The sequence below is a fragment of the Stutzerimonas stutzeri genome (assembly GCF_009789555.1).
In the GTDB taxonomy this organism is placed as follows: domain Bacteria; phylum Pseudomonadota; class Gammaproteobacteria; order Pseudomonadales; family Pseudomonadaceae; genus Stutzerimonas; species Stutzerimonas stutzeri_R.
This window is the reverse complement of sequence record NZ_CP046902.1, coordinates 1870780-1893500: the sequence shown is the minus strand read 5'-3', so window position 1 is coordinate 1893500 and position 22721 is coordinate 1870780. Positions and strand designations below refer to the sequence as shown.

The 22721-nt window shown below is 63.3% G+C and carries 16 protein-coding genes; 13 read left to right on the top strand and 3 right to left on the bottom strand.

Features of this window, described 5'->3' with window-relative positions; translation table 11 throughout:
• The first annotated feature begins 115 nt into the window (after positions 1-115).
• The 5 genes from GQA94_RS08845 to GQA94_RS08825 all read left to right on the top strand — a co-directional run bounded on the left by GQA94_RS08845 (position 116) and on the right by GQA94_RS08825 (position 7260).
• Positions 116-1372, top strand: coding sequence for a urate hydroxylase PuuD (locus tag GQA94_RS08845; protein ID WP_158187660.1), 1257 nt, complete (start codon positions 116-118; stop codon positions 1370-1372).
• 203 nt (positions 1373-1575) lie between these two features.
• Complete coding sequence (locus GQA94_RS08840; protein WP_158187659.1) at positions 1576-2925, top strand: nucleobase:cation symporter-2 family protein; 1350 nt, start codon at positions 1576-1578, stop codon at positions 2923-2925.
• Between the two features lie 162 nt (positions 2926-3087).
• On the top strand, positions 3088-4638 hold the full coding sequence (locus tag GQA94_RS08835; protein ID WP_158187658.1) for a cation:proton antiporter family protein: 1551 nt from the start codon (positions 3088-3090) through the stop codon (positions 4636-4638).
• A 221-nt stretch (positions 4639-4859) separates the two neighbouring features.
• Positions 4860-6359, top strand: coding sequence for a uracil-xanthine permease family protein (locus GQA94_RS08830; protein WP_158187657.1), 1500 nt, complete (start codon positions 4860-4862; stop codon positions 6357-6359).
• 79 nt (positions 6360-6438) lie between these two features.
• Positions 6439-7260 carry an outer membrane protein OmpK gene (locus tag GQA94_RS08825; RefSeq protein WP_158187656.1) on the top strand — a complete coding sequence of 274 codons (822 nt, stop codon included), beginning with the start codon at positions 6439-6441 and terminating at the stop codon, positions 7258-7260.
• A gap of 130 nt (positions 7261-7390) precedes the next feature.
• Here the strand turns inward: GQA94_RS08825 and GQA94_RS08820 are convergent, their stop codons facing one another.
• Complete coding sequence (locus GQA94_RS08820) at positions 7391-9322, bottom strand: methyl-accepting chemotaxis protein (RefSeq protein ID WP_158187655.1); 1932 nt, start codon at positions 9320-9322, stop codon at positions 7391-7393.
• Positions 9323-9781: 459 nt separating this feature from the next.
• Between GQA94_RS08820 and GQA94_RS08815 the strand changes: the two genes are divergently transcribed.
• On the top strand, positions 9782-10405 hold the full coding sequence (locus GQA94_RS08815; protein WP_158187654.1) for a TetR/AcrR family transcriptional regulator: 624 nt from the start codon (positions 9782-9784) through the stop codon (positions 10403-10405).
• A gap of 208 nt (positions 10406-10613) precedes the next feature.
• Positions 10614-12674 carry a putative bifunctional diguanylate cyclase/phosphodiesterase gene (locus GQA94_RS08810; RefSeq protein ID WP_199270113.1) on the top strand — a complete coding sequence of 687 codons (2061 nt, stop codon included), beginning with the start codon at positions 10614-10616 and terminating at the stop codon, positions 12672-12674.
• A 35-nt stretch (positions 12675-12709) separates the two neighbouring features.
• Here GQA94_RS08810 and GQA94_RS08805 read toward each other — a convergent pair whose 3' ends face one another.
• Both GQA94_RS08805 and GQA94_RS08800 read right to left on the bottom strand, forming a co-directional pair.
• On the bottom strand, positions 12710-13582 hold the full coding sequence (locus tag GQA94_RS08805) for a GIDE domain-containing protein (RefSeq protein ID WP_158187653.1): 873 nt from the start codon (positions 13580-13582) through the stop codon (positions 12710-12712).
• A 14-nt stretch (positions 13583-13596) separates the two neighbouring features.
• Positions 13597-14169: a LemA family protein gene (locus GQA94_RS08800; protein WP_158187652.1), complete on the bottom strand. Its 573-nt coding sequence runs from the start codon at positions 14167-14169 to the stop codon at positions 13597-13599.
• A gap of 185 nt (positions 14170-14354) precedes the next feature.
• Here GQA94_RS08800 and GQA94_RS08795 point away from each other — a divergent pair, with 185 nt between their 5' ends.
• The 6 genes from GQA94_RS08795 to GQA94_RS08770 all read left to right on the top strand — a co-directional run bounded on the left by GQA94_RS08795 (position 14355) and on the right by GQA94_RS08770 (position 22693).
• Positions 14355-15701 carry an imelysin family protein gene (locus GQA94_RS08795; protein WP_158187651.1) on the top strand — a complete coding sequence of 449 codons (1347 nt, stop codon included), beginning with the start codon at positions 14355-14357 and terminating at the stop codon, positions 15699-15701.
• A 167-nt stretch (positions 15702-15868) separates the two neighbouring features.
• Positions 15869-17284 (top strand): di-heme oxidoredictase family protein, encoded by a 1416-nt coding sequence (locus tag GQA94_RS08790; RefSeq protein WP_158187650.1) that lies wholly within the window; start codon positions 15869-15871, stop codon positions 17282-17284.
• Between the two features lie 42 nt (positions 17285-17326).
• Positions 17327-18400: an imelysin family protein gene (locus GQA94_RS08785; protein WP_158187649.1), complete on the top strand. Its 1074-nt coding sequence runs from the start codon at positions 17327-17329 to the stop codon at positions 18398-18400.
• Positions 18401-18402: 2 nt separating this feature from the next.
• Positions 18403-19497 carry a DUF1513 domain-containing protein gene (locus GQA94_RS08780; protein WP_158187648.1) on the top strand — a complete coding sequence of 365 codons (1095 nt, stop codon included), beginning with the start codon at positions 18403-18405 and terminating at the stop codon, positions 19495-19497.
• 119 nt (positions 19498-19616) lie between these two features.
• Positions 19617-21242, top strand: coding sequence for a methyl-accepting chemotaxis protein (locus GQA94_RS08775; RefSeq protein WP_158187647.1), 1626 nt, complete (start codon positions 19617-19619; stop codon positions 21240-21242).
• A 302-nt stretch (positions 21243-21544) separates the two neighbouring features.
• Complete coding sequence (locus GQA94_RS08770; protein ID WP_158187646.1) at positions 21545-22693, top strand: efflux RND transporter periplasmic adaptor subunit; 1149 nt, start codon at positions 21545-21547, stop codon at positions 22691-22693.
• Positions 22694-22721 lie beyond the last annotated feature (28 nt).

The window sequence follows — 22721 nt, the reverse complement described above, 5'->3', positions numbered from 1 at the left end:
CTGAACAGCACAGCCGACACCGGGCATGCGTGCTTCAGAACAAGCGGGACACTTGCGACGAGTCGAATAAGAAGAAACAGCGACCGGTACGCCGGCCGTGCAAGAGGTAATTATCGTGGAAGCACATCTGACCGAATGGCTGAACCTGAGTATTCGCTGGATTCACATGATCGTCGGCATCGCCTGGATCGGCGCCTCGTTCTATTTCGTCTGGCTGGAAAACAACCTCAACCGCGCCAACCCCCGCGATGGCCTGTCCGGCGATCTCTGGGCGATTCATGGCGGCGGTATCTATCACCTTGAAAAGTACAAGCTGGCCCCACCGCAGATGCCGGACAATCTGCACTGGTTCAAGTGGGAGGCCTATACCACCTGGCTGTCGGGTGTCGCCCTGCTGATGGTGGTGTACTACCTCAACCCTTCGCTGTACCTGATCGCACCCGGCAGCGACATGACGCCAGCCGTGGCGATCGCCATCGGCTTTGGCTCGCTGATCGTCGGCTGGTTCGTCTATGACCTGCTGTGCGACTCACCACTGGGCAAACAACCGGCGCTGCTCGGGCTGGTGCTGTTCATCCTGGTGATCTTTGCCGCCTGGGCCTACTCGCAGGTCTTCAGCGGCCGAGCCGCCTACATCCACACCGGCGCGCTGATCGGCACCATCATGGTCGGTAACGTGTTCCGCATCATCATGCCGGCGCAACGGGCGCTGGTTGCGGCCATCGAGCAGAACCGCACGCCGGACCCGGTACTTCCGGCCAAGGGCCTGCTGCGCTCGCGACACAACAACTACTTCACCCTGCCGGTGCTGTTCATCATGATCAGCAACCACTTCCCGAGCACCTATGGGAGCCAGTACAACTGGCTGATCCTGGCCGGTATTTCGGTGCTGGCGGTGCTGGTCCGCCATTACTTCAACACCCGGCATGACAGCAACCGCTTCGCCTGGGCACTTCCCGCCGCGGCGGTCGGCATGATCTGCCTGGCGTTCGTGACTTCGCCTAACCGCCAGCCCGCCGCGCCGAACCTGGCCGCGACCTCGCCGGAGCAGGCCAGCATCAGCGCACAGCAGTCCGGCACGGCGAGCGATGCCCAGGCCACGGGCGGCGACAGCGAGTTCACCCGGGTCCGCCGCGTTATCGAAGAGCGTTGCACCGTGTGCCACGCCGCGCAGCCAAGCAGCCCTTTGTTCAGCGCCGCCCCGGCCGGCGTGATGTTCGATACGCCTGAGCAGATCCGGCAACAGGCGGCGAAGATTCACGCACAGTCCGTCGCCAGCCAGATCATGCCGCTGGGCAACATGACCAACATGACCCAGGAGGAGCGCGACCTGCTCGGTGCCTGGATCGACAAGGGTGCTTCGATCCAGTGATCGGCGCCCGCCAGCCGCGCTTCCGGGCGCGGCTTTTTTTTATCCAGCCCCCCAACACCAGCGTCCAGGAGACCCCACCAGCCCGAGACTACGCCCAGCGGGTTTCTGCCACAGGTCGAACCCGAACACCCTAAACCCGGCCCCGCACGTTCAGCGGAGCCGCCGCGACCCTCCAATAACAAAAGCGTCCGAGGTGTTTTTGCATGAACGATGTGACCGAGCGGGAAACCGCGCCAGCGACCGAAAAGCGGCTGCCCTTGCTGCAGATGCTGCTGGTGAGCTTTCAGCATGTGCTGCTGATGTACGGTGGGGCAGTTGCCGTCCCGCTGATCGTAGGCCAGGCAGCCGGGCTGTCGCGTGAGGAAATCGCCTTCCTGATCAATGCCGATCTGCTGGTGGCGGGCATCGCGACCATTGTGCAATCCATGGGCATTGGACCGGCCGGTATCCGCATGCCGGTGATGATGGGCGCCAGTTTCGCTGCGGTCAGCAGCATGGTGGTCATGGCGGGCATGCCTGGCGTGGGCATGACAGGCATCTTCGGTGCCACCATCGCCGCCGGCTTTTTCGGCCTGCTGATCGCGCCCTTCGTCTGCAAGATCGTCCGCTTGTTTCCCCCGTTGGTAACCGGCACGGTCATCACCTCGATCGGCCTCTCGCTGTTCCCGGTAGCGGTGAACTGGGCCGGCGGCGGCAGCGCCACCGGTCAGTTCGGCGCCCTGCCCTACCTCGGCGTCGCCGCTGCGGTGCTGGCGGTGATCCTGCTGATCAACCAGTTCCTGCGCGGCTTCTGGGTCAACGTTTCGGTGCTGATCGGCATGGCGCTGGGCTACGTCCTGGCAGGCAGCCTGGGGATGGTCGAGCTGTCGGGCATCAGCGCTGCACCGGCATTCCAGATCGTCACGCCGAACCACTTCGGTACGCCGCAGTTCCTGCTCGCCCCGATCCTGTCGATGTGCCTGGTGGTGGTGATCATCTTCGTCGAGTCTGCCGGCATGTTCCTCGCGCTGGGCAAGATCACCGGCCAGGATGTCGATCCCAGGCAACTGCGCCGCGGTCTGTTGTGCGATGCGGGCGCGACCTTTCTCGCCGGATTCATGAACACCTTCACCCATTCCTCGTTCGCCCAGAACATCGGTCTGGTACAGATGACCGGCGTGCGAAGCCGCTACGTAACAGCCATCGCCGGCCTGTTCCTGATCACCTTGAGCCTGTTGCCGAAGGCCGCATTCATGGTCGCCTCGATTCCCGCCGCGGTGCTGGGCGGTGCGGGCATCGCCATGTTCGGCATGGTCGCCGCCACCGGCATCAAGATTCTGCAGGAGGCCGATATCGGCGATCGTCGCAACCAGTTGCTGGTTGCCGTAAGCATCGGCCTGGGCATGGTCCCGGTGGTTCGGCCGGAGTTCTTCGCGCACCTGCCGCACTGGATGGAACCCATCACCCACAGTGGTATCGCGGTCGCTACCATCAGCGCAGTGACCCTGAATCTGTTGTTCAACGTTCTTGGCGGGCCGGAGCGCCATGCGTTGACCGGTGCGGCCCAGCACTGACAGAGCGGTACACGCCCCACGAAACCCGCGCTGCGGAACGGACTCCACCGCCGCTGCAGCGTGCGACGAAACCCGCCCCTGCGGGGTTTCGTCGCTTATCACAATCTCGACAAGCCGCTCGCCCCCGCTAAAATGCAGGCCCGCCTGCCCGAGTCCCCTGCGATGATTGAAGCCAGCTGGATTGCGTTCGCCTTCGTTCTGGGTCTTGTCGCACGTGCCGTCGGCCTGCCGCCGTTGATTGGCTACCTGGCGGCAGGGTTCGCCCTGGCCGGCTTCGGAGAATATTTCGGCGTCGGCCCGCAGGACAGCGAGATTCTCGCTCATCTCGCTCATCTCGGCGTGTTGCTGCTGCTGTTCACCGTTGGCCTGAAGCTCAAGCTGAGCAACCTGGTGCGGCGCGAGGTCATCGGGGGCAGCCTGCTGCACTTCGGTATTTCCAGCCTGCTGGTATGGCCGGCGATCCTGTTCTTTCTCGACACCGGTTGGCGCGAAAGCCTGCTGCTGGCGATCGCATTGTCGTTTTCCAGTACCGTGCTGGCCGCCAAGGTTCTGGAAGGCAAGCGCGAACTACGCGCCTTCCACGGTCGGGTCGCCATTGGCGTATTGATCATCCAGGACCTGATAGCGCTGGTGGTGATGAGTATCGCCAGCGGCAAGGTGCCCTCGGCGTGGGCATTGCTGGTATTCGGCCTGCCGCTGCTGCGCCCGCTGCTGTTCCGCCTCCTCGACCACAGCGGCCACGAAGAGTTGATGGTGCTTTTGGGGCTGATGCTGGCGCTGGTGGTCGGCGGCCTCGGCTTCGAGCATCTGGGGCTGAGTTCGGAGCTAGGCGCGCTGGCCTTCGGCGCCATGCTGGCCAAGCACAAGCGCGCGACCGAGCTTTCCAGTTCGCTTTGGGCGATCAAGGAAGTGTTTCTGGTCGGCTTCTTCCTGCAGATCGGAATCGGCGGGTTGCCTGACATGGATGCCATGCTCTTCGCCGGCGCCGTGGCCCTGTTGCTGCCGCTCAAGGGCCTGCTGTTCTTCTTCCTTTTCCTGTTGTTCCGCCTACGCGCGCGCAGTGCATTCCTCAGCGCCTCGAGCCTGACCAACTACAGTGAATTCGGCCTGATCGTCGCCAGCGTCGTACTGCCGCAGTGGCTGACACCGCTGGCCATTACCGTGGCCCTGTCGTTCATCATTTCGGCGCAACTCAATCGTATGTCCCATCCGCTCTACGATCGCCTGGCCAAACGCCTGATTCCGCTGGAACGCAATACGCGTCATCCCGACGAACAACCGGTCTCCCTGGGCGACGCCCAGATCCTGATCATGGGCATGGGCCGAACCGGCCGCGCCGCCTATGACCACCTGCGCGACAAGGGCTGGCGCCTGGTCAGCCTCGACTCCGACCCGGTCACGGTGGAGAAAAGCAGCGAGAGCGGACGCCATGTCCTTTTTGCCGATGCCGAGGACCAGATGTTCTGGGAGTCGCTGGAAATGAACAAGGTGGAGGCCGTGATCCTCGCCATGAACGATCCGGAAGCAAAGATCATTTCCACCCGCAAACTGCGCGGCAAGGGGTTTGCGGGTCTGATCGTGTCCCACGCCCTGTACGAGGACATCGCCCAGCAGATCGAGCAGGCCGGTGCGGACCGCACCTACCTCACCATGTCCGAAGCCGGTGCCGGGCTCGCCGAGAACGTGTCCCAGGAGTTGCTGGCCAAACGTTGAAAGCGGCCATATTCGCTGGCAGTCAGCGACCGCAGTCAGCCGCCGATGCACGCTCGTCATAATTGTGCACAATTTTTAAATTAATTGTTTAAAGGTGTGTTCACAGGTTGTTATAGTCGGGAACATCCTGACCGCTTGAACAGCTTTTCAGCGATCAGCGTATGGGGGTCCGTGCAGCCCCGAAGCCCATGACCGAACAATAACTAATGGCAGGCTTGACCATGACCGCAACCGAATCCAGGAGCGGTGACGCTCCCAACCAGGACCTGATCTATCGGCTCGAGGATCGTCCGGGTCCGCTTCCCGCCACCTTTGCCGCCATCCAGCACGTGCTGGCCAGCTTCGTCGGCATCATCACCCCCACGTTGATCATCGGCAGTGTGCTTGGCCTGGGCGAATACGTGCCCTATCTGGTCAGCATGGCGCTGTTCGTGTCCGGAATCGGGACGTTCATCCAAGCCAAGCGGGTCGGCCCGATAGGCGCCGGCATGCTCTGCCTGCAGGGCACCAGCTTCGGCTTTCTGAGCGTGATCCTGGCGGCGGGATTCATCGTCAAGGGTCGCGGCGGCAGCCCGGAAGACATTCTCGCCACGCTGTTCGGCGTCAGCTTCTGCGCCGCGTTCGTCGAGATTGCTGTCAGCCGCTGCATCGATCGGTTGCGCCGGGTCATCACACCGGTGGTCACCGGCACCATCATCTGCCTGATGGGCCTGTCGCTGATCAAGGTTTCGATGACGGACATCGCCGGCGGATACGGCGCTGAGAATCCCGGTGCGCTGCCCAACCTGGCGCTGGCCGGGTTGGTCCTCGGCACCATCATCGTGCTCAACCGGTTCGGCATTCCCCTGCTGCGGCTTTCGGCTGTGATCGTGGCCCTGGCGGTGGGTTACTTTGCCGCCTGGATGATGGGCATGGTCGAATTCTCCAGCCTCGCCACGCTCCCGGCCGTCAGCGTGCCGCAGCCATTCAAGTTCGGCTTCGCGTTCGACTGGATGGCCTTCATTCCGATTGCGGTCATCTTCCTCATCACGCCGCTGGAAACCGCCGGCGACCTGACCGCCAACTCGATGATCTCGCGCCAGCCGGTCAAGGGCCCGCTGTATATCAGGCGGATCAAGGGCGGCATCCTCGGAGACGGTTGCAGCTCGCTGCTGGCCGCCACCTTCAACAGCCTGCCGATGACGACGTTCAGCCAGAACAATGGCGTGATCCAGCTGACCGGTGTGGCCAGCCGTCACGTGGGGTTGTACATCGCCGGCATCCTGATCCTGCTCGCGCTGTTCCCGGTGGTAGGCGGCGTGCTGCAACTGATGCCCAAGCCGGTACTCGGTGGCGCCACCCTGATCATGTTCGGCACCGTTGCGATTGCCGGGATCAAGATCCTTGCCGAAGCCGGCCTGAATCGTCGCAACATGCTCATCGTCGCCATTTCGCTGGGCCTGGGGTTGGGCGTGGCCGCCGTGCCGGATGTGCTGAACAACCTGCCGGAAGTGCTGAAGAACATCTTCGGCTCGCCGATCACCATTGGCGCTTTCAGCGCGATCCTGCTCAATTTCTTCCTGCCACGCGAACCGGGCGAACTGGACGACTACGACCCGGACAACCTGATCGAGGACTCGCTCGGCACCAACACCCTGGCCGTCAACATCCCGAACTATTCCGAACCTGACGCCAAGGCGACCAGCAACGACATCCGGCAGCACCTGACCCCAACGGGTTGAGCCGCTGCTCGCGCCCGGTCGCTGCGGCACCGGGCGCCCACCCGCATACATCACAACAACAAAACCAAAGGGTACCCGCATGAACTTCAGACTCGCCCCCCTTTCGCTGGCGCTGGCCAGCTGCGCGCTGGCCGCGCCGGCCTTCGCCGACGGTATGCTGCATTGGCAGAACAACAGCCTCACCTACCTGTACGGCAAGGACTTCAAGGTCGATGCAGGTGAAATCCAGCAGACCGTGACCTTCGAACATGCCAGCGGCTGGAGCTGGGGCGACATGTTCCTGTTCATCGACAACAAGTGGTACAACGGCCTGTCCGGCGGAGAAGGCCACACCTATTACGGCGAATTCAGCCCTCGTCTGTCGTTGGGCAAGATCAGCGGCCGGACCATGAGCTTCGGGCCGATCAAGGACGTGTTGCTGTCGGCCACCTACGAGCGAGGCGAAAGCACCAACGGCGTACCGAACCAGAACTACCTGCTCGGCCCGGCCGTTGACCTCGACGTGCCCGGCTTCGATCGCCTGGCCATCAACCTCTACTATCGCAAGCCCGACGGCACCACCGGCAAGCCGTCCGGTCAGTGGCAGGTCACGCCGACCTGGGCCATGACCTTCCCGGTTGGCAAGTCGGACATACTCTTCGACGGCTTCATCGATTGGGTGGTCAACGATGCAGGCTCCGAACGCCGCGGCGACTTCATCTCGAAAAACCTGCATATCAACCCCCAGATCAAGTACGACCTGGGCAAGGCCCTGGATGGCGAACCCGGCAAGCTCTATGTGGGGATCGAGTATGACTACTGGTCCGACAAATACGGCATCGAGAATGGAGGCTTCGTCAGCGACCTGGTGGGCGGGACCCACCAGAACACCGCGAGCCTGCTGGTGAAAGCGCACTTCTGATCGCGCAGCATCACGCGGTGCATCGCCGTGCTGCCCTGGCGGCTCCGAACAGCCCACGCTACGCCTGAAGCGCTACACCCACAGGAACCGCTGCGCGCCGACGCTCGCTGAACGAGGCGCGCAGTACCCATCACAATTTGAAACTGCCCATCTGCCGGCTCAGGTCATCTGCCAGGCGGCTGAGCGCCTGGCAGTCCTCACGGCAGCCCTGCACATCGCTGGCGGTCGCCTGAGCCAGGTCGGCGATGCCCTGGATGTTGTGGGTGATCTCCTCGGTGACGCTGCTTTGTTCTTCAGTCGCCGCGGCCACCTGGGCGTTCATGCCGCTGATCGCGTCGACCTGCTCGGTGATGGCGTTCAGCGACTGGCCGGTACGCTGGCTGGCCTGCACGCCAGTACCCGTGGCCGCTTGCCCGGCATGCATCGAGTTGACCGCGGTTTCCGCGCCGCCCTTGAGCCCCTGGATCATCTGTTGGATTTCGTCGGTCGAGGCCTGGGTTCGGCTGGCCAGGGTTCGCACTTCGTCGGCCACCACTGCGAAGCCCCGCCCCATTTCACCCGCACGCGCCGCTTCGATGGCAGCGTTGAGGGCAAGCAGGTTGGTCTGTTCGGAAATGCTGCGAATCACTGCCAGTACCTTGTCGATCGAGGCGACCTGCTGCGCGAGATCGGTAACCGATTCAGCAGCATGGCCGATCTCGCTGGACATCTTCTCGATGTGCGCAATCGAGTCGCCGACGACCTTGCCCGCCCGCATCGCTTCGGTACGGGCGTCCTGAGAGGCCTGGGCGGCGCTGCTGGCGTTACGTGCAATCTCCTGCACGGTCAGCCCCATTTCATGTACCGCCGTGGCCACCATATCGGTCATTTCATGCTGACGCCCGGCACGGCTTGCGGTGTTATCGACCACTTCGGCGACCTGCCCTACCGCGACGCGCAATTGCTCGCTGGTGTTCAGCACATCGCCAATGAGCCCGCGCAAACTGCCGAGGAAACGGTTGAACCCGCGCGCGAGATCGCCGAGTTCATCGGCGCGGCTCTCATCCAGACGCCGTGTGAGGTCACCGCCGCCACCGCCGATTTCCACCAACGCCGAGGTCACCTGGCGAATCGGTCGCACCAGCCCACGCGCCAGCAATACCACCAGCCCCAGGAAGAACAGGCCTATGCAGGCGCCGATCAGGCTGATCGTCCAGAGCGTGCGTCGTGCCTCGGCGAAGATTTCCGCCTCCGGGACTTCGCTGACCAGTACCCATCCGAGGCTTTCCAGGGGCTGTGCAACCGCCAGGAACGATTCCCCGTCACGCTCGAAACGCACCGCGTCATGCGCGCCGTCGAGCAGCTCCAGGGCGGCGGCGTCACCGGTCAACGCGCTCAGCTCGATCCGATCGTTATTCTCGGTACGTGGATGCACCATGACCCGGCCTTCGCCGTTGATCAGGTAGACCTCGCCACGCTCACCGAACCGAAAGTTGCTGATCAGCTCGGACATGCTTTTGAGGCTGAAACCCAGACCTGCCACGCCCAAGGGTTTGCCGCCTGCTTCGATACGCTGATTGATGAACAGCGTCGGCTGGCGGGACGCCTTGTCGATGTCGATCTCGAAGCGGCGCTCGATGCCGCTGTCGAGCAGCCCGTAGAACCAGCCGTCGCCGGGCGCACTGCGGCTGAGTCTGCGCGACAGACCCGCCTCGGAGTAATAGTTGCCACTGTCGAGCACCGCAATCGAGGTGGTAAGTGCGTTCTGTTGCGTCTTGACGCCGTTCAGGTAACGGCCCATCGCCTGCGCCTGATCTTCACGCTCTCCGTCACGCAACCACTCCTGGACCAGGCTGTTGGCGGCTATCGACGCCGTCGCGGTGATCGGCGCGGCCAGCGTCCGCTCGATGTCGTTGCGGATCGCCGAGATATTGGCAGGCAGCGCCTGCCCCACCAGATAGCGCTCGGCCAACCGGTTAACCGCCGATGAATACACCAGGATGACGACGAGGATGCTGGCAAGGAGCGCAGCCCCCATGCTGACTATCAGTTGCCACTGAATACTGCGTTGCATGAAAGGCATGGCGTTGACCTCAGTAGGACCCTTAACTCGAACACAATAAATACTCATTATTGTGCACAACATTTCAATCTCGATGCCATCAGGTTATCGGCCCGAGCGGCCGGGCCTTTAGAACCGTTTGGCGGCGGCTCGAGGCGATGTGGAATCCGAGGACACCGGGCGCCTCGGCTATCAACGTCTGAATCGCCATGCCAGGCACGCTGTCCGTGGTGCGCTTGGGCGCACCGGCTGCAGGCTGCTGTTTGGCCGTCAGCGGTCGGGACGCTGGACAGTTCGGATGCCGGGAGGCGGCGAAGCCGAGGTGAAGGGAGCACATGGTTTTCACTGACTGTATACAGTCATTCCGTCCACGCGTTCACACAAAATCGCTTGGGCGTGACCGCCTTGAGACAGTCCGGAAGCCAGTGCTAGCATGCCGCGGCAGGCCACCAGGCGGTGGTAGTGAATTGAACAGGCCCTATGTCCAGTATCCGCGAGCGCAACAAAGAACTGATCCTGCGCGCTGCCAGCGAAGAGTTCGCCGAAAAGGGCTTCGCTGCCAGCAAGACCAGTGACATCGCCAACCGCGCCGGGCTGCCGAAGCCCAACGTCTACTACTATTTCAAAAGCAAGGAAAACCTCTACCGAGAGGTGCTCGACAGTATCGTCGAGCCTTTGCTGCAGGCGTCCGCTCCGTTCAATCAGCCGGGGGAGCCGGCCGACGTCCTGCGCGCCTACATCCGCACCAAGATCCGGATTTCACGCGAACACGCCTGTGCCTCCAAGGTATTCGCGAGCGAAATCATGCACGGCGCGCCCCATCTGCCCGCCGAGCGAGCGGCACAGTTGAATGCCCAGGCAAGCCATAACGTCGCGTGTATCCAGGGCTGGATCGATCGAGGGCTGATGGCCCCGGTCGATCCCAGTCATTTGCTGTTCAGTATCTGGGCCGCGACCCAGACGTACGCCGATTTCGACTGGCAGATTTCCACCGTCACGGGCAAGGCCAAACTCGACGATGCCGATTATGAAGCCGCAGCCGAAACGATCATCCGCATGGTCATCAAGGGCTGCGACGTCAAGGAATCGCCCGCTACCGCCTGATTCGCCCGAGCCGCGCAGGTGCTGCGAGACGCTCTCGCACCGAACTGCGGTGCCAGCGCACCATGCCCGACGGCGGTCGACAGAAGGTTCTGCAAGCGCCCAGGGGTTTTGATAACGTTTCGCCACATCAGCACGCTCGAATCTTTGACGCCTCATCTATGACGACCAATACTTGCGCTGGGCACCGGCTTGGAAAAAGGAAATCCTTTTGACCGCATTGCGCAACAGCCTGTCGAGGAAATTGCTCCGTATCGTTCTGCTGTCAGCGCTGGCCGTTGGGTTGGTACTGAGCTGCGCACAAATCGTTTTCGACGCCTACAAGACTCGCCAGTTGATCAGCACCGAGGCGCAGCGAATCCTGCGCATGACGCGCGATCCCTCCACCCAGGCGATCTACAGCCTGGACCGGGAAATGGGCGCGCAGGTCATGGAAGGGCTGTTCCAGCACGAGTCGATCCGCAAGGCATCGATCGGCCACCCAGGCGAGCCGCCTCTGGCCTACAAATCGCGCCCGCTCATGTCCCTGCCATCGCGCTGGCTGACCGACCCGATACTGGGTCGCGATCAGGATTTCACGATCCCGCTGATCGGTCGTCCGCCCTATAACGAATATTACGGCGACCTACGCATCACGCTCGACACCGCCCCTTATGGCGAGGACTTCATCAGCCAGTCGGGCGTGATTTTCGTCGTCGGCATTCTCCGCGCGCTGGTCCTTGGCCTGTTGCTGTACCTGATCTACGAATGGCTGCTGACGCGGCCGCTGACCAAGCTGATCGAACATCTGTCGCACATCAATCCAGGTCGCCCAGGCGAGCATTCATTGCCCATGCCCAAGGGCCATGAGCAGAACGAACTGGGCCTCTGGGTCGAGACCGCCAATGGTCTGCTCGCCGCGATCGAACACAACATGCAATTGCGCCATGCCGCCGAGAACGATCTGCAGCGCATGACCCAGTACGACTCGCTCACGGGCCTGCCCAACCGGCAACAGCTGCAGCAACAGCTCGACAATATCCTCAACGAAGCCGCCCGGGTCCAACGCCGTGTGGCGGTGCTCTGTCTCGGCCTGGACGACTTCAAAGGCGTGAACGAGCAGTTCAGCTATCAGCACGGCGACCGTCTGCTGGTGGCCCTGGCCGAGCGCTTGCGCAGCCTGAGTGGGCGCGTCGGGGCACTTGCGCGCCTGGGCGGGGATCAGTTCGTACTGGTGCTGTTCGGCTTCGAACAACCCTACGAGGCAGCGGAGCTGGCACAGAAAATACTCGACGATCTCGAACGCCCGGTCGTGATGGATCAGCACAACATACGACTGCGCGCGACCATCGGTATCACGCTGTACCCCGAAGACGGCGACAGCACCGAGAAACTGCTGCAAAAAGCCGAGCAGACCATGACCCTGGCGAAAAACCGCTCGCGCAACCGCTACCAGTTCTACGTCGCCAGCATCGACAGCCAGATGCGAGCGCGCCGCGAGTTGCAGAACGATCTGGCGGAAGCCCTTCAACGCGGTGAATTCCATCTGGTCTATCAACCGCAGATCGACTATCGGCTCAAACGCATCACCGGCGTCGAGGCGTTGCTGCGCTGGTCCCACCCGAGCGGCAAAATGGTCCCGCCGGATGTCTTCATCCCCCTCGCCGAACAAAACGGCAGCATCATCGCGATTGGCGAATGGGTGCTCGATCAGGCCTGCCGACAGTTGCGCGAATGGCACCAGCAAGGGTTCAGCGACCTGCGCATGGCGGTGAATCTGTCGACAGTGCAACTGCACCACGCCGAACTGCCGGAGATGATCAGCAACCTGCTCGGCACCCATCGGCTGCCACCTGAAACGCTGGAGCTGGAAGTCACCGAAACAGGTCTGATGGAAGACATCGGCGCCGCGACTCACAACCTGCACAGCTTGCGCCGCTCCGGTGCGCTGATCGCGATCGATGACTTCGGTACCGGCTACTCGTCGCTCAGTTACCTCAAGAGCCTGCCGCTGGACAAGATCAAGATCGACAAAAGCTTCGTGCGTGACATGGCCGCCGACCAGGGCGATACGACCATCGTCAGAGCCATCATTCAGCTAGGCAAGAGCCTCGGCATGCTGGTGATTGCCGAGGGCGTGGAGACCGCCGAGCAGGAGCGCTACCTGATCGACGAAGGCTGCAACGAAGGCCAGGGCTATTACTACAGCAAGCCGCTGCCAGCCGCCGAACTGGCCGCATTGCTGCGCCAATCGCTGCGTTTCGAACACCGGCTCAATTCGCAACCGCTTTAGCAGCCACCCGCAGCGCCGCGGATTGGCCGCTCAGCTCAACCAGCCAACCGGGACGCCAGTATCGCCGCCCCTAGCAGACATAACACAGCGCCCCCGAGCGCATCTCGGCGATAGCGCCGTGCCAGGACCTCCTCACCGTGGCTCGACAACACGAACGGCCGGCCTTCGCTGGGCCGCACGAGCCTGTGCTGCGCCTGCCGGGCACTGGCAAGCCGGTGACGCTGTTCGGCTTCCAGACCTGCCGCGAGACGCACCCGCGCCCACTCGGCCTGGTCGAGCTGGCCGTCACGATTGTTGTCGAAACGCCGCAACAGACCGGCGTAATCGGCTTTCCATTCGCGCACGAGCGCTCCTTGGGCGGCGTCAAGATCGAGCCCCTCCCGGCCGCCGCCCGCGGTGCGGAAATCGCCAATGGCGTACAGCGGCTCATCGACATGAAGCCGCTCCTCGATGTAGCGATACTGGCGATGGCCGGTGAGCCAGCCAAATGCACCGCGCGCCGGCTGTGCCCTGGGATGGCGTTGATCGCCCGTCCAGCTGTCGCGCCGCGCCGGTACCACCTCGGCGCCTCGAGGATCGATCAGGCAGTCCCCCGTGGCGTCGGACAGACGCAACAGCCCGTCGCTGGTTCCCTGCTCGACGACCCGCCACCGGTTGCGCTTGTCGCCGGGCCGGTGGTGCTCGATACGGTAGCGCCACCATAGGCACGGCTTGGCCGTCAGCGGCGCCTGCAACAATGGCGCATCGGGCAGCGCTCGCAACACCCCGGTGAGTTCGACGTAGCCTTGGGCTGCCGAGCGAATCCTGGAGGTCGGCGTGTCCAGCAGATGGCGCAACTTGGTCCAGCGACTGACCCATAGCCAGCCGCCGGCCAGGCACAGGGCAACCGCCACCCCCACGAACAGCATCGGCCCGAGCACGCTCAGCCAAACAGCGGCTTGAGGTCGACGTCGGCTTTTTCCGCCTCGCTGAACTGCAACAACTCGGCCTGGCCGAAGCCGAAGGCGCGTGCCAGCAACACATCGGGAAACTGCTCGATGCGCACGTTGTTCAGGTTGACCGACTCGTTGTAGAGCTCCCGGCGATCGGCGATGCCGCTTTCCAGACCACTGATGCGCTGCTGCAGATGGCGAAAACTTTCACTGGCACGCAGCTCGGGATAATTTTCGGCCAGCGCGAAGAGACGTCCCAGCCCCGCCCGCAACCCGGTTTCAGCATGTCCTAACGCGCTGACATCGCCCTGCTCGCGCGCGCTGGAAACTGCGTTGCGGGCGGTGACGACCTGTTCCAGGGTGTTGCGCTCGTGCTGCATGTACTGCTTGCAGGTCTCGACCAGCTTTGGCAACTCTTCGTGGCGCTGGCGCAGCAGTACGTCGATGTTGGACCACGCCTTGCCGACCCCGTGCTTGAGGCGCACCAGGCCGTTGTAGAGCACTACCGCGTAGGCAGCGACGAGAAACAGTACGACCAGTGCAACCACAGCGCTCAGGCTCATCGGGGGCTCTCCAGATCCAGCTATCGGAATGGCATTCTAGCGGCGCTGCGTAAAGCGAAGCGCGACCTGCTCCACGCATTTCCTTTGCACAAAATGCAAATCTTTCGCATTATGACCCGCATCGGATCGCCAACGGCTTTCTCTTCGGCGTCCGCTAATACCATTTGCAAGCAAAGGAACCCGCCATGCTACGTACTCCCGTCTGGGCCACCGCCAGCCTGTTGGCAGTCGCCATTTCACTCGCTGGTTGCGGCGAGGATAAAGCACCAGCCGAACAGGCCGCCGCTCCGCAAGCCACCACGCAGAGCGAGCCGGCTGCGAGCGCGCCAGCGACGGAGACCGTGAACGACGAGGCCGCGCAGGCAGTGGTCAAGCACTACGCCGACATTGCGCATGCCGTCTTCAGCGATGCACACAGCACCGCGCTGAAATTGCAGGAAGCGATCGATGCCCTGCTCGCCAACCCGACCGAGCAAACCCAACAGGCGGCCAAGGATGCCTGGCTGGCAGCTCGCGTGCCGTACATGCAGACCGAAGTGTTCCGCTTCGGCAATCCGGTGGTCGACGACTGGGAAGGTCAGGTCAACGCCTGGCCGCTGGATGAGGGCCTGATCGACTACGTCCAGGGCGATTATCAACACGCCCTCGGCAATCCGGGCGCCACCGCCAACATCATTGCCAACAAGGAGCTGCAGGTTGGCGAAGACAAGATCGACGTCAGTGAAATCACCGGCGAGAAGCTTGCCAGCCTGAACGAGCTGGCCGGTTCGGAAGCCAACGTGGCCACGGGTTATCACGCCATCGAATTCCTGCTCTGGGGTCAGGACCTCAACGGTACCGAAGCCGGCGCCGGCGAACGCCCCGCCAGCGATTACATCGACGGTGACGGCTGCACCGGCGGCAATTGCGACCGCCGCCGCGCCTATTTGAAAGCGGCAACCCAACTGCTGGTCAGCGACCTCGAACAAATGGTCGGGGAGTGGGCACCCGGCGTCGCCGACAACTACCGCGCCAGCCTGGAAAGCGAGTCGGCCGAAAACGGCCTGCGCAAGATGCTCTTCGGCATGGGAAGCCTGTCGCTCGGCGAACTGGCGGGTGAACGCATGAAGGTCGCCCTGGAAGCCAACTCGCCCGAGGACGAGCACGACTGCTTCAGCGATAACACGCACAACTCGCATTACTACAACGCCAGGGGCATCCGTAACGTCTACCTGGGCGAGTACAAGCGTGTCGATGGCAGCACGCTGAGCGGCGCGAGCCTGGCATCGTTGGTAGAAGGCACCGATCCGCAGATCGGCACCACACTCAAGACCGACCTGGAAACCACCGAGGCCAAACTGCAGGTGCTGGTCACCAGCGCCGAGGGCGGCGAAGCCTTCGACCAACTGATCGCACCCGACAACAGCGAAGGCCAGGAGAAGGTACGTGACGCGATTGCGGCGCTGGTGCAGCAGACCGCATCCATCGAGAAAGCCGCTGCCGCACTGGGCATCAGCGATCTGAACCCGGACACGGCTGACCACCAGTTCTGAGCCGACACCTGACCCCGAGGCGGTGCGATGCCGCCCTCGGAGCCCCAACCGATGCCCCGATACGTGATTCCTGCCCCGCATACGTCAGCCGGCAAATGCAAATTGCTCTTATTCAAACTCCATTAGCCTGCTAAGATTACCGCCCTGTCACGACCCTGGTACCACCGATGCACCCGCTTTTCCGCGCTGCGACCGCTTTGCTGCTGGCCTATGGCCTGACCGGCTGTGGCGAGCAGACGCCCCGCTTTACGCAGGCCGAGCCAGGGGAAGCCCTTTCCGCTGGTGGCGCGACCGTGATGAAGTTCGATCACAATGCCTTTTCGCTGCCGTCGGCCAACCTGACGCCATCGCGGCGCCTGGACTTCAGCGTCGGTAACAGTTTCTTCCGCAATCCCTGGGTGATCGCGCCCTCCTCCACCACCGCTCGCGACGGGCTGGGTCCGCTGTTCAATACCAACGCCTGCCAGAACTGCCACATCAAGGATGGCCGCGGCCGTCCGGTCGAAGCCGAGCGTGGCAACGCCGTGTCGATGCTGGTGCGTCTGTCGATACCCGCTGGCCCGGAACACACCGAGGTGCTCAGGCAGCGCGGCATTGCGCCGGAACCCACATACGGCGGCCAACTGCAGGACATGGCGGTTCCCGGCGTACCCCCTGAAGGCAAGGTCCGGTTGAGCTACGGCACCCGGGTAGAGCGCTTCACCGACGGCTTTGAAGTGGAACTGCGCATTCCGCAGCTGGAAATCTCCGAGCTTGGCTACGGCCCGATGCACCCGCAGACCCGCTCTTCCGTCCGTGTGGCACCGCCAATGATCGGCCTCGGATTGCTGGAAGCCATCCCCGAATCCGCCCTGCTGGCTAACGCCGACCCGGAGGACCGCACCGGAAACGGTATCTCCGGCCGCCCCAACCGGGTGTTCGACCAACGCACAGGCGAGACGGTGGTCGGCCGCTTCGGCTGGAAAGCCGGGCAGCCGAACCTGAACCAGCAGAACGCCGACGCTTTCTTCAACGACATGGGCCTGAGCAGCAGCCTGTTCACCGGCGACACCTGCACCGACCGACAACAGGCGTGCCAGGCGATGCCCAACGGCGGCGAGCCGGAAGTCAGCGATAACATTCTAGGGCTGGTGCTGTTCTACACACGCAACCTCGGCGTACCGGCACGGCGAAAGGTCGACGACCCTCAGGTGCTGGCGGGCAAGACACTGTTTCACCGGGCCGGCTGCCAGAACTGCCACGTGCCGACATTCACCACGGGGGATGCCGCTGAGCCGGAACTCGCCAACCAGGTGATCCACCCCTACACCGATCTCCTGCTGCACGACATGGGCGACGGGCTTGCCGATCACCGCCCCGAATTCGAAGCCAGCGGCAGCGAGTGGCGGACACCCCCGCTGTGGGGCATCGGCCTGACCGAAACGGTCAGCGGCCATACCCAGTTCCTGCATGACGGGCGCGCCCGCAATCTACTCGAAGCGATACTCTGGCATGGCGGCGAAGCGGAACGGGCCAAGCAGGCCGTACTCGGCTTCGACAGCGACGAACGCAGCGCCCTGCTGGCTTTTCTCGACTCACTCTAGCGCCGGTCAGGCCAGCGCTGTCCGACCTTGCCGAGGAGCACTATGTACCCCAACCGTTATCTCTCAGCGTTCACCGCCACCGCGCTCGGCCTATTGCTCGGCGGCTGCGCCCCCTCCGACCCGTTCGCCGAAACCAGCAAGACCCTGGCCGACGACGTCGTACTGCCGGCCTACACCCAATGGGCCGATACCAACCGGCGCATGGCTGCCAGCAGCATCGCCTTCTGTGCCGGCAATGAAGAACTGGACACCGCGCGCAAGGCCTTCCTGAACGCGCAGTTCGCCTGGTCAGGCCTGCAGCCGATGCTGATCGGGCCGATGGGCGAAGGCAACCGCGCCTGGCAGGTGCAGTTCTGGCCCGACAAGAAGAACCTGGTCGGGCGCCAGGTCACTGCGCTGCTGAAAAACAAACCCGAGCTGACCCAGGCCGACCTGGAAAACGCCAGCGTCGTCCTGCAGGGGCTTTCAGCGTATGAGTACGTACTCTATGACAAAGCCGTGGACCTGAGCGATGAGCCGACCAAGGTGCGTTACTGCCGCCTGCTGCAGGCGATCGGCGAGCATCAGCAGCAGCTCGCCGCCGACATGCTGCACGCGTGGAAAGCCGACAATGGCATGGCTGCCCAGTTGAGCGAATTTCCCAACGAGCGTTACACCGAATCGCAAGAAGCGATTGCCGACCTGTTGCGCGTGCAGGTCACCGCGCTGGACGGTCTGAAGAAAAAACTGGGCGCTCCGCTGGGCCGCCAGAGCAAGGGCTTCCCCCAACCCTTCCAAGCCGAGGCCTGGCGCAGCGATGCGACGCTCGGCAGTATCGATGCGGTGCTCGCCGGCGCCCAGCAACTGTGGCTGGGCAAGGACGACAACGGTTTCAAGAAACTCGTCCCGGCGGAACAGGCCGATCTGATCGAGCGCATCGACGTCGCCTACGCCACGACCCGTAAGCAGCTGGCCGACACTCTGTTGCCATTCAGCGAACTGATCGCCGATGAAGCTGGACGCGTGCGCTTGAACGAGCTGTATCAGGAAATCGACGTCCTGCACCGGCTGCATCAGAACGAACTGGCCCGGGCGCTGGGCGTACAGATCGGCTTCAATGCCCACGACGGTGATTGATCATGAGACGCCGTACCTTCCTCGGGCTGGGCAGTGCCCTGGTGGCAGCCTCAGCCGTCGGCGGCTGGACCCTCAGCCGGCATACCGACCAACCCTTGTTGCTTTCGGCACGCGACGATGCCGATGGTCGACACTACGCGGTCGGCTACCGGCTCGACGGCACGCGCGTGTTCGCCACACCGGTCAGCGAGCGCTGCCATGACGTCTACGCCCATCCCCATCTGCCCCTGGCGGTGTTCGTTGGGCGCCGGCCAAGCCGTGAAAGCTACCTGATCGACAGCCGTGACGGCACGCTGCTGCAGGTGCTGGCCTCGCCGCCGGACCGGCATTTCTATGGCCACGGTGTGTTCCAGGCCAGTGGCGACTGGTTCTACACCACCGAGAACGACACCGCCGATGCGGGCCGCGGCGTGCTGGGCATCTATCGCGTCGAGCAACAGCGGCTGGTACGCAGCGCAGAGCATTCGACGCACGGCATAGGCCCGCATCAGCTGCTGTGGATGCCCGACGGCGAGACGCTGGTGATCGCCAACGGCGGCATCCGTACCGAAGCCGACAGCCGGGAAATGATGAATCTCGATGCCATGGAACCCAGCCTGGTGATGCTGCGCCGCGACGGCACGCTGATCAGCAAGGAGCGGCTGCCCGAACGGATGAACAGCGTGCGCCATCTGGCCGTTGCCGCCGATGGAACCGTGGTGTCCGGACAGCAGTACGAAGGCGATCCCATGGATCGGGTACCGCTGCTGGCGATCAAGCGCCCGGGCCAGCCCTTCCAGCCCTTCCCGCTGGCAGAAGCCCAGCGCCAGACCATGAACCAGTACACCGCCAGCCTGGCGATTCACGACCGCCTGCGCCTGCTGGCCGTGACGGCACCCCGCGGCAACAAGGTGTTCTTCTGGGACCTTGACAGCGCAACCCTGCGCCAGGAAGTGCACCTGCCCGATTGCGCCGGGGTCGCGGCGGTCGCGCAAGGCTTCGTGGTCAGCTCGGGCCAAGGCCGCTGCCGGTTGGTCGATTGCAGCGGCGAGCGCTTCGTCAGCACCGCGCTGCAGTTGCCTGCGGGCCTGTGGGATAACCATCTGCGGCTGGCCTGAAAGCGCTCAAGTATCGAAGCGGCGCGCCGAAACGCAGAGGGACCGAGCGGTCATTTTTATCGAGCTGCTCGGTTCACCCTTGCGGTGTTCGCAAGCCCCCTCGATAAGAGACCGCTCCGATGTTCGTGAATAAATCCCTGCGTGCTCAGCTACTGACCCTGATCGGCGGCAGCCTGCTGGTGATGTTGATGATCGCCCTCGCCAGCTTTTCATTTCTGTCGGACGACATTTCCGCCTACCAGAAACTGCTCAAGGGCCCCATCGAAACGTCGCGCCTGATCGACGAAACCAACGTGGAATTCAAGCTTCAGGTGCAGGAATGGAAAAATGTCCTGCTGCGTGGCAAGACGCCGGACGCGTTGAACACCTACTGGCAGCGCTTCGAGGATCAGGAACGCAAGGTCCAGGCGATCCTGGCGAAACTGGTCGAGCGAAGCGAACATGCCCCGGCCCTGTCGAGCCAGCTTCGCCAGTTGAGCGAAACCCACCGCAGCCTGGGTATTGCCTACCGTGCCGGCCGTGACGCCTACGTCGCCGCCGGACACGACCCGTTTGCCGGGGACAAAGCCGTGCAGGGCATCGACCGCGACACCAGCGATCAGCTCAGCGCCCTGGTGGAGCAACTGCGCGACGCTGCGTTGCGCAACGCCGAACAAATCAGCCACGCGGCCGACCGTGCCATCGTCACCGGCTCGCTGATCATGCTCGTTGCCGGCGCACTGGTGGCGCTTCTGAGCGTGTGGCTGGTCAACCGCAACCTGATCGGCCCGATCCGCCAATTGATCGATCACATCGCCAAGCTGAGCCAAGGCAATTTCAGTGAGCGTGTCGACAGTTCCCGCCCGGATGAACTGGGGCGCCTGGCAGTCGCCGCGAACATCCTGCGCGATTTCCTTGCCGACACCTTCGCCCGCCTGCAACGCAGCACCTCGGACCTGGATAACGCCAGCGGCGAACTGAACGCCATCGCCGCGCTGATGGGGCAAGGCACGCGCGAGCAGTTCTCGCGTACCGATCAGGTCGCAACCGCCATGCATGAAATGTCAGCCACCGCGCAGGAGGTGGCGCGCCATGCCGCAGAAGCCGCGCGTGCAGCGGATACCGCCGACCATTCGGCGCAGCAGGGCGAGGACATGATGCGCTCGACGATCCAGACGATCACCCGGATGCGCGGCGAAATCGTCACCACCGCCGAGGTCATACGGCGCCTGGAAACCGACAGCGCTCGCATTGGCAAGGTTCTGGATGTGATTCGGGGCATAGCCGATCAAACCAACCTGCTGGCCCTGAACGCGGCCATCGAAGCCGCCCGCGCCGGCGATTCGGGTCGTGGTTTCGCCGTAGTTGCCGATGAAGTGCGCACACTGGCCAAACGCACCGCTGATTCCACGGCCGAGATCCACCAGATCATCGACACGGTGCAAACCGGCGCGGTGGATGCCGTGCGGGCGATCGAAAGCGGGCAGCACCGCAGCGACGAAGGTGTCGAGCAGGTCACGCAGGCGGGCGGCATGCTTCAGCGCATCACCCGGGAAGTCGAGGCGATCCGCGACATGAACCGGCAGATCGCCACCGCAGCCGAGGAGCAGACGTTCGTGGCGGAAGACATTTCGCGCAACCTGACCGAAATTACCGCCATCGCCACGACCAACCAGGACAACGTCGAACGAACAGAAAAAGCCAGCCGGAACCTGCACGACCTTTCAGCCCAGCTCAGCGATGTAACGCACCGCCTCGCAAGCTGACGGCCCGCGCTCGATGCAACGGTGCCATGCGGCGGCGCCGTTGCACGGTCGGGTCCTGGCCGCCGCAACGCTGTGCTCTGTTTCGCCAGTTTGTGCGTCCGCTTGCAGTGTGTCGGAAAGGCGTTTACCTGTCCCTTTACATGCGTCGGATTCGACGCTAATTTCGCTGCTTCCCCGGCACCCTGTCGGAACAATGAACCGAGGCCCCATCAGACCGGCACTCGGTCGCTCGTGTGCACTCGAACGGCTGCCTCGTATCACGGCAGTAGTCAGCCGGCTCATCTCTCCAAGGAATACGGAAAATGTTGCGCCGCATGCTGCTCATGCTCGGCGCGGTGATCGTCGTTGTACTGATCCTCGCCGCCTTGAAGTTCAATTCGATCTACTCGCAAATCCAGCAATTCAAGGCACCGAAGCCGCCGATCGATGTCGAGGTCGTCGAGTCCAGTCGCCAGCCCTGGCAGAGCCGGCTGCCGGCAATCGGTACGCTGACAGCGTCGCAGGGCATCGACCTGTCGGTGGAGATTGCCGGCACCGTCAGCGCCGTGCAGTTTCGCTCAGGCGAAAAAGTGACCAAGGGCCAGCCGATCGTTCTGCTCGACAGCGAAATCGAGAAGGCCAGCCTGGCGGCCGCCGAGGCCGATCTGCACCTGGCCAAAGTGGAATTCCAGCGGGCACGCAGCCTGGTCGACCGGCAGGCCATCTCGCGCAGCGAGTTCGACCGGCTCAATGCCGAATCCCAGAAAGCCGCGGCTACGGTTGCCCAGTTGAAGGCGAGCCTGGCGAAAAAACGCATCCTCGCACCCTTCTCCGGGACCATCGGCATCCGGCAGGTCGACGTGGGCGACTTCGTTGCGGCCGGCACGCCCATCGCCACCTTGCAGGATCTGTCGACCCTGTACGTCGACTTCTATCTGGCCGAACAGCAGGTGCCCTGGCTCAGCATCGGACAAGCCGTTCGGCTGGAGGTCGCCGCGTTTCCGGGCGAACGGTTCGAAGGCAGGATCGTCGCCTTGAATCCCAAGGTGGAAACCACCACCCGCAACGTGCAGGTGCGCGCAGAGCTGGCCAACCCGGGCGAGCGGCTGCTGCCTGGCATGTTCGCCGACCTGCAGGTGCTGTTGCCCAGCGAGGAGGCGCGGGTCGTGGTGCCGGAAACCGCGATCACCTACACGCTTTACGGTAACTCGGTGCTGGTCGTGACCGAAGGTCAGCCGCCCGAACCCGAGGAAGGCGCCGAGGCGGCCGAGCGCAGCGAACCCTATCGGGTCGTGGAGCGGCGTTTCGTCGAGACCGGCGAGCGTCGCGACGGCCGCGTGGTGATCCTCGACGGGCTCGATGCAGGCGAGCAGGTCATCGTTGCCGGCCAGCTCAAGCTCGATACCGGTGCCCACGTCGCCATCGCCGAAAAACGTACGCTCGCGCCAAACAGCGGGTCCGACGACCGCTGAGGGCGTCGACTACAGGGACATAGATCGT